This window comes from Vibrio harveyi, assembly GCF_030060435.1.
Classification (GTDB): domain Bacteria; phylum Pseudomonadota; class Gammaproteobacteria; order Enterobacterales; family Vibrionaceae; genus Vibrio; species Vibrio harveyi.
On sequence record NZ_CP125875.1, the window covers coordinates 308,889 to 320,944 of the forward strand.

Sequence of the window (12,056 nt, forward strand, 5' to 3'; positions counted from 1 at the left end):
GGCATGACACAATTAACAGTTAAAGCTCTGAGTGAAGAGATTGGTACTCCAGTCGACCGCTTAATGGAACAACTTGCTGACGCTGGCATGAACAAAGCGAGTTCTGACCATGTATCGGATGAGGAGAAGCAGAAGCTTCTCTCTCACCTGAAGAAAGAGCACGGCGATAAGTCGGGCGAATCTGAACCTACTAGACTGACGCTTCAACGTAAGACTCGTAGCACGCTAAGTGTTGCAGCAGGTGGCGGCAAAAGTAAGGATGTTCAAGTAGAAGTGCGTAAGAAGCGCACATATGTGAAGCGCAGCACTATCGAAGACGACGCAAAACGTGAGGCTGAGGAAGCAGCAAAACGTGAAGCTGAAGAGCTTGCGAAGCGTGAGGCTGAAGAACAAGCCAAACGTGAAGCTGCAGAGAAAGCACAGCGCGAAGCCGATGAGAAAGCGAAACGTGAAGCGGATGCAAAACGTGAAGCTGAAGAAAAGGCAAAACGCGCACAAGCTGATAAGGCTAAGAAAGAAATGAATGCAAAAAATGCGGATGCTAATGCGCAAGCTAAGAGAGAAGCTGATGAGCTAAAAGCACGTCAGGAACAAGAAGCTCAACGTAAAGCAGAGCAAGAAGCTGCAAAACTCGTTGAAGAAGCTCGTAAGCTTGCAGAAGAGAACGAAGCTCGTTGGTCTGAAGAAGAGACTAAGAAGAAAGAGCTAGAGAACTCTGACTACCACGTAACTACTTCTCGTTACGCACGTGAAGCTGAAGATGCAGCTGACCGTCAACAAGAAGGCGGTGCACGTCGTAAGAAGAAGAAACCAGCTGGCAAAGAAGAACAATCACGCGGTGGTCGTAACCAACGTGGTGGCAAGGGCCGTAACAAAGGCAAACTTGCTAAACCAACTTCTATGCAACACGGTTTCGACAAGTCTGCGACTGTAGCGAAACAAGATGTAGTAATTGGTGAGACAATCGTTCTTTCTGAACTTGCTAACAAGATGTCGGTTAAAGCGACAGAAGTTATCAAAGTAATGATGAAGATGGGCGCTATGGCGACTATCAACCAAGTGATCGACCAAGAAACAGCACAACTTGTTGCTGAAGAAATGGGCCACAAGGTAGTTCTTCGTAAAGAGAACGAACTGGAAGAAGCAGTACTATCTGATCGTGATACAAACGCAGAAGCAGTACCTCGTGCTCCAGTTGTAACAATCATGGGGCACGTTGACCACGGTAAAACGTCAACACTTGACTACATCCGTCGTACTCACGTTGCTTCAGGCGAAGCGGGCGGTATCACGCAGCACATCGGTGCTTACCACGTTGAAACTGATAACGGCATGATCACGTTCCTTGATACTCCTGGACACGCGGCGTTTACCGCTATGCGTGCTCGTGGTGCTCAAGCTACAGATATCGTTGTTCTTGTAGTAGCAGCAGACGATGGTGTGATGCCACAAACAGTTGAAGCGATCCAGCACGCGAAAGCGGCAGGCGTTCCTTTGATTGTTGCTGTGAACAAGATCGATAAAGAAGACGCGAACCCAGACAACGTTAAGAATGAGCTAGCTCAATACGACGTAATCCCTGAGGAATGGGGTGGTGAGAACATGTTCGTTCACATCTCTGCTAAACAGGGTACAAATATTGACGGTCTTTTAGAAGCAATCCTTCTTCAGTCTGAAGTTCTAGAGCTTACAGCTGTAGCAGAAGGCATGGCGTCTGGTGTTGTTGTTGAATCTCGTCTAGATAAAGGTCGTGGTCCAGTAGCAACAGTACTTGTTCAATCAGGTACGCTAAACAAAGGCGACATCGTCCTTTGTGGTCAAGAATACGGCCGTGTTCGTGCAATGCGTGACGAACTAGGTAAAGAAATCACAGAAGCTGGTCCATCTATCCCTGTAGAGATCCTAGGTCTTTCAGGCGTACCATCTTCAGGTGACGAAGCAACAGTAGTACGTGACGAGCGTAAAGCACGTGAAGTAGCGAACTACCGTGCTGGTAAGTTCCGTGAAGTGAAACTTGCTCGTCAGCAGAAATCTAAACTAGAGAACATGTTCTCTAACATGACTGCTGGTGAAGTTGCTGAGCTAAACGTAGTTCTTAAAGCAGACGTACAAGGTTCTGTGGAAGCGATTGCTGACTCACTACTGAAACTGTCTACTGACGAAGTGAAAGTAAACATCGTTGGTTCTGGTGTTGGTGGTATTACAGAAACTGATGCAGTTCTTGCAGAAGCTTCTAACGCAATCATCCTTGGCTTTAACGTACGTGCTGACGCATCTGCTCGTCGTGCGATTGAAGCAGCAAGCGTTGATCTACGTTACTACTCAATCATTTACCAATTGATTGACGAAGTTAAACAAGCAATGGGCGGTATGCTTGCTCCAGAATTCAAGCAAGAAATCATTGGTCTTGCTGAAGTACGTGACGTATTTAAGTCACCGAAACTGGGCGCAATCGCTGGTTGTATGGTTACTGAAGGTCTAATTAAGCGTAACAACCCAATCCGCGTTCTACGCGACAACGTTGTTATCTACGAAGGTGAGCTAGAATCACTTCGTCGCTTTAAAGATGACGTTCAAGAAGTTAAGAATGGCTACGAGTGTGGTATCGGCGTTAAGAACTACAACGACGTTCGCGTGGGCGACCAGATCGAAGTATTCGAAATCGTTGAAGTAAAACGTACTCTAGACTAATTGACTAAAATTACTAACCGTCTGAAAGACAAATAGTAATTGGTTGTTGAATACACCATGGGGGGCTGGCTTGACCATCCCCCCATTCTTTCTATCTAAGAGAATGAATATGTCAAAAGAATTTAGCCGCACGCAGCGCGTATCACAGCAGCTGCAAAAAGAACTAGCGATGATCCTTCAACGCGAAGTTCGTGACTCTCGCCTAGGCATGGTTACGATTTCAGATGTAGAAGTATCACGAGATCTTGCTTACGCAAAAGTATTCGTTACTTTCCTATGCGTGGGTGAGCAGACGCCAGAATCATGCCTAGCAGCGCTACGTGAGCACGAAGTGCACATCCGAATGATGCTAGGTAAGCGTATTCGCCTACGTCTAACGCCTGAAATCCGTTTCTACTACGATAACACGCTAGTAGAAGGTATGCGCATGTCGAACCTAGTTTCTGAAGTTGTGAGCGAAGATAAACGCAAACAACAAGATTCTGGTCGCGAAGAAGATCAGGCAGGGGAAGAGTAATGGCTCGTCGTCGTAAAGGTCGTCCAATTAATGGCGTTATCTTGTTGGATAAACCAACAGGTATTTCTTCAAATGATGCACTGCAAAAAGTAAAGCGTATCTACTTTGCTGAGAAAGCGGGTCATACGGGTGCATTGGACCCATTAGCGACGGGCATGTTGCCAATCTGCTTAGGCGAAGCAACCAAGTTTTCTCAGTTCTTGTTGGATTCAGACAAGCGCTACCGTGTAATCGCAAAACTGGGTGAGCGCACTGATACGTCTGACTCTGATGGCGAAGTGGTAGAGACACGTCCTATTGATGTGAATCTGGAGAAGCTAGAAGCGTGCATTGATACGTTCCGTGGTGAATCAGACCAAGTACCTTCAATGTTCTCAGCATTGAAATACCAAGGCAAGCCGTTGTACGAGTACGCTCGCAAAGGCATTGAAGTACCACGTGAATCTCGCAAGATCACGGTATATGAAATCGTACTTCACCGTTTTGAAGGTGATGAAGTTGAGATGGAAGTGCACTGCTCAAAAGGTACTTACATCCGTACAATTGTTGATGACCTAGGTGAGATGCTTGGTTGTGGCGCACACGTGACTATGCTTCGTCGTACTGGTGTTGCTAAATACCCGTACGAAAAAATGGTGACGCTAGAGCAACTTAATGAGCTGCTTGAGCAAGCGCATCGTGATGAAGTGGCACCAAAAGAGTTGCTTGATCCACTGCTACTGCCAATGGACACTGCCGTTGAAGATTTACCCGAGGTAAACCTAAACGCAGAGCTGACTAACCTAGTACAACACGGTATGCCCGTGCAGGTGTTTGGTGCGCCAGAGGGTACGCCAATTCGTATGACTTCTGGTGAAGAGAAGCTGTTTATCGGTGTAGCAGAAGTTAACGACGATGGAAAAGTAGCACCAAAACGTTTAGTGGTTTTCCGCGACGAAGAGTAACTTCGCAAAGCTTAAAAAATACCGGCATCATTGCCGGTATTTTTATATTGCGCGAGTGAGGAAACTTCCTTATAATTCGCGCTCCTCGTGTCGGCTGAATCAGAGATTGGCTGACACAAATATTAACCTACTCTTATTAGGAGAGAATTATGTCTCTGAATGCAGAAACTAAAGCAGCAATCGTTGCAGAATACGCACAAGGCGAAGGCGACACTGGTTCACCAGAAGTTCAAGTAGCTCTACTTACAGCTTCTATCAACCACCTACAAGGTCACTTCAAAGCACACAAAGGCGATCACCACAGCCGTCGTGGTCTTCTACGTATGGTTTCTCGTCGTCGTAAGCTTCTAGATTACCTAAAAGGTAAAGATCTAGCTCGCTACCAAGACCTAATCAAGCGTCTAGGCCTACGTCGCTAATAAGCGACTGCATAGCAGTTTGTCTAAAAGGGGCTTTATGCCCCTTTTTTGTTGCCTGTTACTTATTTTGACTGCTATAGCTTAGCCAAATCAGACTTATGCCGTTATACTACACGCGGCTTAATCTCGTTTAGAGATTTTCACTAAGCTCATTGCATTACAGTCAACCTCGTCGACCAAAAGGTCGCGACTATTAAAAGTGAACTGAATACTAAGTTAGTTTGTTTTTACTAGTCGCGATTCGTAATGCCTTGGGTATCAATCAATACTCTCTAAGCAAATCAATCGATGCGCTTGGAAACAAGGAATAACAATGTTCGAAAAACCAGTTGTTAAAACGTTCCAGTACGGTAACCACACAGTTACTCTAGAAACTGGCGTTATCGCACGTCAAGCTACGGCTGCAGTAATGGTTACTATGGACGATACAGCAGTATTCGTTTCTGTAGTTGGTAAAAAAGAAGCGGTTGAAGGTCAAGACTTCTTCCCTCTAACAGTTAACTACCAAGAGCGTACTTACGCAGCAGGTAAAATCCCTGGTGGTTTCTTCAAGCGTGAAGGTCGTCCTTCTGAAGGCGAAACGCTAACGGCTCGTCTAATCGACCGTCCAATCCGTCCTCTATTCCCAGATGCATTCAAAAACGAAGTTCAAGTTATCGCGACAGTAGTATCTGTGAACCCAGACGTTCAACCAGACATCCCAACGATGATTGGTACGTCTGCCGCGCTAGCTATCTCTGGTATCCCGTTCAACGGTCCTATCGGTGCTGCACGTGTTGGTCACATCGACGGTCAGCTAGTACTTAACCCAAGCAACACTGAGCTAGAAGCATCTAAGCTAGACCTAGTTGTTGCGGGTACTGAATCTGCAGTACTAATGGTTGAATCAGAAGCTGACAACCTAACTGAAGAAGAAATGCTATCTGCTGTTGTATTCGGTCACGATCAACAACAAGCGGTAATCAAAGCAATCAACGAATTCAAAGCTGAAGTCGCTACTCCTGCTTGGGATTGGGTTGCACCAGAAGAAAACACAGCGCTTGTAACTAAGATTGCTGAACTTGCTGAAGCTAAACTGGTTGAAGCTTACCAAATCACTGAGAAAATGGCTCGTTACGACCGCATCCACGAGATTGCTGGTGAAGTTAACGAAGTTCTTCTTGCTGAAGATCCAGAAGCAAACACAAAAGAAATCCACACTATCTTCCACGATCTAGAGAAGACTGTTGTACGTCGTAGCATCATCGCTGGTAACCCACGTATTGATGGTCGTGAAAAAGACATGGTTCGTGCGCTAGACGTACGTACTGGTGTTCTTCCACGTACACACGGTTCTTCACTATTTACTCGTGGTGAAACTCAGGCGCTAGTAACTGCGACTCTAGGCACGCAGCGTGATGCTCAAATCATCGACGAACTAACGGGTGAGCGTAAAGATCACTTCCTACTACACTACAACTTCCCTCCGTACTGTGTAGGCGAAACTGGTTTTGTAGGTTCTCCTAAGCGTCGTGAAATCGGTCACGGTAAACTGGCTAAACGCGGTATCGCAGCAGTAATGCCTTCTGTTGATGAGTTCCCATACACAGTACGTGTTGTATCGGAAATCACTGAATCTAACGGTTCATCATCAATGGCTTCTGTATGTGGTACTTCTCTTGCTCTTATGGATGCAGGTGTGCCAATCAAGTCTTCTGTTGCGGGTATCGCAATGGGTCTTGTTAAAGAAGGCGACGACTTCGTTGTTCTTTCAGACATCCTTGGTGACGAAGACCACCTAGGTGACATGGACTTTAAAGTAGCGGGTACTAACACTGGTATCACTGCACTTCAAATGGACATCAAGATCGAAGGTATCACTAAAGAGATCATGCAAATTGCGCTTAACCAAGCTCAAGGCGCACGTAAACACATCCTATCTGTAATGGATGAAGCTATCTCTGGTGCTCGTGAAGACATCTCTGAATTCGCTCCTCGCATTCACACAATGAAGATCAGCGCAGAGAAGATCAAAGACGTTATCGGTAAAGGTGGTGCAGTTATCCGTGCTCTAACTGAAGAGACTGGTACTACTATCGAAATCGAAGACGACGGTACGATCAAGATTGCTGCAACTGAAGGTGCAGCAGCGAAAGAAGCTATCCGTCGCATCGAAGAGATCACTGCTGAAGTTGAAGTAGGCCGTATCTACACTGGTAAAGTTGCACGTCTAGCTGACTTTGGTGCATTCGTAACGGTTCTTCCTGGTAAAGATGGTCTAGTACACATCTCTCAAATCGCTGAAAAACGCGTTGAGAAAGTGTCTGACTACCTAACTGAAGGTCAAGAAGTTCAAGTTAAAGTTCTTGAAATCGACCGTCAAGGTCGCGTACGTTTAAGCATGAAAGAAGCAGTAGAGAAGCCAGCAGAAGAAGCGTCTGACGCATCTGAAGCTAAAGGCGAGTAATCTAAGATTCGACTTTTGGTCTTTTATTAGCTTAAGAGCCTGAAAGCATGCTATAAAAGGGGAGCATTTTCGCTCCCCTTTTTTTTGGCCTGTTTCGTCAAGTTTAGCCTCAAGCGAAGTTAAATATCCTATAGTGCATAAAGAGAAACAGACCCAGAGCGGTCCAAACAGGAGTACCAATTAGTGAAATGGTTTCAAACCGCAAGTTTATGTGTCGCTATCGCGCTGACCGGTTGTGCTAACACCTCTCAACAATCGGCACAAAAGTGGATCTATCCTCCGATGGCGGTACCGCTACAACCAAGCGTGCAACAAGAAGTCCAGATTGCTCGTCTTTCTCAGTTATTACAACGTCCAGATTTGAGTGACGAAGTTCGCGCTAAGATGCATTACGAGCGCGGTAACTACTACGACAGCGTTGGTTTGCGTGATCTTGCCCGTTTGGATTTTAATCAGTCTTTGCAACTTAACCCTGCTCAACCAGATATCTTTAACCTACTAGGGGTGTATTTCACTCAAGTTGGTGAGTTTGATGCGGCTTACGAAGCATTTGATTCGACATTAGAGCTTGCACCAGAGAATTCATACGCAGAGCGTAACCGCGCGATTGCGCTTTACTATGGTGGTCGTATCGATCTGGCTTTAGAAGACATGACCAAGCATTACCAAGAAATGCCGAGCGACCCATTCCGCGCGTTATGGTTGTACATCATCGAAGCAGAACAAAATCCAGAGCAAGCGAAAGCGAACCTAGAAAAGCGTTACCAACGCGATCGCAGTGAAGAGTGGGGCTGGGTTCTAGTTGCCATCATGTTGCGTGATGTATCTGATGACGCAGCGTTAAAAGCCATCATGGATGGTACGCGTGAAAACTACCGTCTTGCTGAGCGTCTAACAGAAACTTACTTCTACCTTGGTAAGCGTTACCAACTAGAAGGTGATATTGCTGATGCGATTTCACTGTACAAGCTAGCAATCTCTTTCAACGTTTATGAATACGTAGAGCACCGTTACTCCTTCTTGGAACTGGCGCAAATCTACGATCAGTTGCAGCAAGAACAACTTGCTAAGCTCAAAGCTGAGCAACAGAAGCAAGAAGAAAAATAGCCATTAGCCGCTCAACTAGAGCGGCTTTTTTGTGCTTGAAGAATTTGGTGAGCTTCTCTAAAATAGTTAGCCTTGCTAACTAAATGGGCGGAACGTAATGGCATTAGAAAAAAGCCTGATCGATTTAGAACGCTTTTGTGCAAAGGCGTGGCGAGTGTATGCCAAAGAAGATCCGCTTTCGCATCTGAGCTTTAATGAGTTTGATTACTTGCGAGTGATCCAGCTTCATCCAGAAGGTATACGCATTACTGACTTGGCGGAAGAGCTTCAAGTTACCAAGCCTTCGGCTTCAAACATGGTGGTTCGTTTAGAGAGAAAGGGCTTGGTGAAGCGTATTGCTTGTAATGAAGATGCTCGTTCTAAGCGCGTGCTGCTAACAGAAGAAGTGATCGAAGAAATGTCATTGGAACAGGTGGTATATAAAGACATTTCACAGCAGCTTATGTGTAAGTTGGATGCGAAAGAAGCACAGCAATTGAAAGCGCTATTAGATAAAGCGCTCGGAAACTAAACCTATTTTTTATTCTTTTATCTATTTAGTTAGCCTTGCTAACTATTGGTGGTAGTCATGCAAAACTCTATTTATAAACAGTTTTGGAAATACACAATTCCGACCGTCGCAGCCATGCTGGTCAACGGTTTATACCAAGTCGTTGATGGTATCTTTATTGGTCGTTATGTAGGTGCTGATGGATTAGCGGGGATCAACGTTGCGTGGCCGATCATTGGCTCGATACTCGGTATCGGTATGATGGTGGGCGTGGGTACGGGCGCTCTAGCCTCTATCAAGCAGGGGGAAAAAGACCGTGAGGGCGCGAAACGCATCCTTTCTACTGGTTTATTGCTTTTAGTTGCTTTGATGCCAGTTGTTGCAACAACATTGTTCTTCTTCGCCGATGATTTTATTCGCTGGCAAGGTGCGGAAGGTCGTGTTTATGAGCTTGGTTTGCAGTATCTGCACATCTTAAGCGTCGCGTGTGTGTTCTCGCTTGGGTCAATTGCGGTGCCGTTCTTGTTGCGCAATGACGATAGCCCGAATTTAGCCACCATTTTGATGGTGATTGGTGCTGTCATCAATATCGTGCTCGATTATATCTTTATCGCTTGGCTTGGCTGGGAGCTTAAAGGAGCGGCAATCGCAACTGCGTTAGCGCAGATGGTGGTGACGATTCTTGGTGTTGGTTACTTCTTTACTGCAAGAGCGAAGATGCGCCTGTCGACTGGCGATCTGAAAATGCAGTTTGATGTCATCCCTAAGATTGTCATGATCGGCACATCGAGCTTCTTTATGTATGCCTATGGCTCAATGATGGTGGCACTGCACAATGCGCTATTTGCCCAATACGGCAGTGCATTGCTTATTGGCGCTTACGCTATCTTGGGCTACATAGTGACGGTTTACTATTTGATTGCGGAAGGCATTGCCAATGGTATGCAACCTCTAGTGAGCTACAACCATGGTGCGCGTAATCAAGACAATATTCGTAAGCTGTTGAAGGTTGCAATGGGGACTTCGGTGCTAGGTGGGGTTGCGTTTGTTATTCTGATGAACATTTTCCCATACGAGTTTGTGTCCGTGTTTAACAACGCCGACCAACATCTTATTGATGCGACGATGGTGGGGATTCGTCTCCATATGTTTGCGCTGTTCTTAGATGGCTTCTTGGTGGTTGCCGCAGCGTACTACCAATCGGTGAACAAAGGCAGCAAAGCGATGTTCGTGACCATTGGTAATATGGTGATTCAATTGCCGTTCTTATTCATTATGCCAAAGCTATTCGGTGTTACTGGTATCTGGATTGCGTTCCCATTGTCTAACATAGCTTTGAGCTTAGTGGTGATGACAATGCTGTGGCGCGATATTAAGAAGCTAATGAACGAGAGCTCTGTAGAGCCAAGTATTCAAGCGTCTTAACGACGAATAAAAATAAAAAAGCGAGGTTATAACCTCGCTTTTTTATTGCTTTGAAGCCCGTGAGAAAGAGTTAGATGTTCTTCACTTCCAGACCCGCAAGTTGATGCCAATAACCGTTACATTGGCGGTCTTGGATCTTGCCTGGGTTAGTACCTTTCTCATTGGAACGGAACTGATCCAGTTCAGAGAAGGTGCTAAGACCAAGTGGGCTCAAACGTACCACGTCAACTAGACCTTCCATGCTTGGCAGGTCGTTGATCAGGTTGTAGCAGTAACCAGACTGAGTTTGGATACCGTTTAGGTTAAATACTTCCTGACCCTCTTGGCTGCTTACTTTAATGCCCGTTGGGTACTTAATACAGCAGGTTTCGCAGTCATCTTTGGCTTTGTTTTCTGCACGAGCTGTAAAGCAGCGCGCCGAGTAAGCCAGAGGCAGATAACCATGGCTGAAGACTTCTACTTCAAACTTATTACGAATACCAAGTTCATCACATTGAACCAGCGTGTTGCTGAGCCATTCGCGCGATAGTTCTACTGGCATGCACCAGCGGATCATGCCTTGTTTTAGAAACAAGTTAAGCGTGTGAGCGTTGTAAGTATTAACCGCAGGACCAACGACGAAAGGCACTTTATGCTCAGAAGCCAGTTGAACCGCGGACACGTCATTGGCTTCAATCGCGAAGTCACCGTTGTCGATGTATTTCTTCATGATGTTCACTTCACTTGGCGCTTCTAATAGTGCCATCGTTGATAGCACGACTTGTTTGCCAGATGCAGAGAGTTCTTTCGCGATATCGAACCAATGTGCAGGCTTCATTTCACGACGTTTCGAACATACGGTTTCACCAAGGTAGATGATGTCCGCAGAGCTTGATTTTGCTTGTTCATAAAACGCTTCAACATCTTGCTTTGGCCAGAAGTACAACAGTGGACCAAGCGCGTATTTCATTGAGTTATCCATCTTAACCTCTACTGCCATTTACGGTGGTAAGCACCAAGAGTGGTTTGCGTGCCTTCAGACACGTTTGCCAACGCTGCATCCCAAGCCGCTTCTACTTGGTAAGCTTCTGGGTTTGCTTGGTAGCGATCAATCGCTGCACGCCACGTGCGCGTTACTTGTTCTACGTACGCAGGACTCCGTTGGCGACCTTCAATTTTTACTGAAGCGACATTAGCGGCAAATAGCTCTGGCAGCATCGACAGGGTGTTCAAACTGGTTGGTTCTTCCAGTGCGTGATAACGTTTTTTCTCGCCTTCAATTTCAGCTTCAAAACGACCTTTACATAAGGTTGGGTAGCCCGCGTTTTCACCTGCGCTGTAGCGATCGATCAGAATGTCGTTAAGACGAGACTCCAGACCATTCTCAGTCTCTTGCCAGCGGACGTATTTTGCTGGAGAACATGCACCAACGGTGTTTGGTGATTCACCTGTCATGTATGACGATAGGTAGCAACGACCTTCTGACATGATGCACAGGCTACCAAAAGCAAAGACTTCTAGCTCGACATCACTGGTGATATTGCGAGAAAGCTGTTTTACCTGATGGATAGACAGTACGCGAGGCAGTACTACGCGTTTTACGTTGAAGTTTTGTTTGTAGAAATCAACGGCTGCAACGTTGGTTGCTGAAGCTTGCACAGAAAGGTGCAGCTCAAGCTCTGGGTATTTGCGAGCAGCGTACTCAAGTACCGCAATGTCAGCCACGATCAGTGCATCGACACCCAGTGCCGCTGCATTGTCGACAGCGTTTGTCCAACGTTCGAAACCATTTGGATGGGCAAAGGTGTTGAGTGCAACGTGGATCTTTTTGTTGCGGTCATGAACGTATTGCACCGCTTTTTCTAGCTTCTTGCCGTTGAAGTTCAGACCAGCAAAGTGACGCGCGTTGGTATCGTCTTTAAAGCCGATGTATACGGCATCTGCACCGCAATCAATCGCAGTTTTTAACGCAGGCAGGTTACCCGCAGGACACAAGAGTTCCATATGCTCACAATCATAGAGAATAAAAAGGTGCCCG

Annotated in this window: 10 protein-coding genes; 8 read left to right on the top strand and 2 right to left on the bottom strand. The window is 46.1% G+C overall.

Translation table 11 applies throughout. The features are described 5' to 3' along the window. The first annotated feature begins 3 nt into the window (after nucleotides 1-3). The 8 genes from infB to vmrA all read left to right on the top strand — a co-directional run bounded on the left by infB (nucleotide 4) and on the right by vmrA (nucleotide 10,039). The gene (gene infB, locus QMY49_RS01475; protein ID WP_283312543.1) at nucleotides 4-2,691 is read left to right on the top strand and encodes a translation initiation factor IF-2; all 2,688 of its coding nucleotides are present in this window, start codon (nucleotides 4-6) and stop codon (nucleotides 2,689-2,691) included. Between the two features lie 109 nt (nucleotides 2,692-2,800). Then, nucleotides 2,801-3,208, top strand: a complete 408-nt coding sequence (gene rbfA / locus QMY49_RS01480; RefSeq protein ID WP_005449148.1) for a 30S ribosome-binding factor RbfA — start codon at nucleotides 2,801-2,803, stop codon at nucleotides 3,206-3,208. Then, entirely contained in the window at nucleotides 3,208-4,152 is a 945-nt protein-coding gene (gene truB / locus QMY49_RS01485) for a tRNA pseudouridine(55) synthase TruB (RefSeq protein WP_038898000.1), read from the top strand. The genes rbfA and truB overlap by 1 nt, the downstream gene beginning before the upstream one ends. A gap of 149 nt (nucleotides 4,153-4,301) precedes the next feature. Beyond that, the gene (gene rpsO / locus QMY49_RS01490) at nucleotides 4,302-4,571 is read left to right on the top strand and encodes a 30S ribosomal protein S15 (protein ID WP_005449146.1); all 270 of its coding nucleotides are present in this window, start codon (nucleotides 4,302-4,304) and stop codon (nucleotides 4,569-4,571) included. A 313-nt stretch (nucleotides 4,572-4,884) separates the two neighbouring features. Further along, entirely contained in the window at nucleotides 4,885-7,017 is a 2,133-nt protein-coding gene (pnp, locus tag QMY49_RS01495) for a polyribonucleotide nucleotidyltransferase (protein ID WP_005449145.1), read from the top strand. A gap of 183 nt (nucleotides 7,018-7,200) precedes the next feature. Further along, a complete protein-coding gene (nlpI, locus tag QMY49_RS01500) occupies nucleotides 7,201-8,124 on the top strand; it encodes a lipoprotein NlpI (RefSeq protein ID WP_005449143.1) in 924 nt (307 codons plus the stop codon). Between the two features lie 97 nt (nucleotides 8,125-8,221). Continuing rightward, nucleotides 8,222-8,635 carry a MarR family winged helix-turn-helix transcriptional regulator gene (locus QMY49_RS01505; protein ID WP_017817698.1) on the top strand — a complete coding sequence of 138 codons (414 nt, stop codon included), beginning with the start codon at nucleotides 8,222-8,224 and terminating at the stop codon, nucleotides 8,633-8,635. Between the two features lie 57 nt (nucleotides 8,636-8,692). Next, nucleotides 8,693-10,039, top strand: coding sequence for a sodium-coupled multidrug efflux MATE transporter VmrA (gene vmrA / locus QMY49_RS01510; RefSeq protein ID WP_283312547.1), 1,347 nt, complete (start codon nucleotides 8,693-8,695; stop codon nucleotides 10,037-10,039). Between the two features lie 70 nt (nucleotides 10,040-10,109). On the opposite strand, the gene QMY49_RS01515 is transcribed toward vmrA, so the two are convergent. Further along, on the bottom strand, nucleotides 10,110-10,988 hold the full coding sequence (locus tag QMY49_RS01515) for a U32 family peptidase (RefSeq protein ID WP_005449138.1): 879 nt from the start codon (nucleotides 10,986-10,988) through the stop codon (nucleotides 10,110-10,112). A gap of 20 nt (nucleotides 10,989-11,008) precedes the next feature. Beyond that, on the bottom strand, nucleotides 11,009-12,022 hold the full coding sequence (gene ubiU, locus QMY49_RS01520; RefSeq protein WP_005431919.1) for a ubiquinone anaerobic biosynthesis protein UbiU: 1,014 nt from the start codon (nucleotides 12,020-12,022) through the stop codon (nucleotides 11,009-11,011). Nucleotides 12,023-12,056 lie beyond the last annotated feature (34 nt).

Bases quoted from the DNA above. Each gene is read 5' to 3' on its own strand.
- infB (WP_283312543.1), top strand. From the start codon at position 4: ATGACACAATTAACAGTTAAAGCTCTGAGTGAAGAGATTGGTACTCCA.
- rbfA (WP_005449148.1), top strand. From the start codon at position 2,801: ATGTCAAAAGAATTTAGCCGCACGCAGCGCGTATCACAGCAGCTGCAA.
- truB (WP_038898000.1), top strand. From the start codon at position 3,208: ATGGCTCGTCGTCGTAAAGGTCGTCCAATTAATGGCGTTATCTTGTTG.
- rpsO (WP_005449146.1), top strand. From the start codon at position 4,302: ATGTCTCTGAATGCAGAAACTAAAGCAGCAATCGTTGCAGAATACGCA.
- pnp (WP_005449145.1), top strand. From the start codon at position 4,885: ATGTTCGAAAAACCAGTTGTTAAAACGTTCCAGTACGGTAACCACACA.
- QMY49_RS01505 (WP_017817698.1), top strand. From the start codon at position 8,222: ATGGCATTAGAAAAAAGCCTGATCGATTTAGAACGCTTTTGTGCAAAG.
- vmrA (WP_283312547.1), top strand. From the start codon at position 8,693: ATGCAAAACTCTATTTATAAACAGTTTTGGAAATACACAATTCCGACC.
- QMY49_RS01515 (WP_005449138.1), bottom strand. From the start codon at position 10,988: ATGAAATACGCGCTTGGTCCACTGTTGTACTTCTGGCCAAAGCAAGAT.
- ubiU (WP_005431919.1), bottom strand. From the start codon at position 12,022: ATGGAACTCTTGTGTCCTGCGGGTAACCTGCCTGCGTTAAAAACTGCG.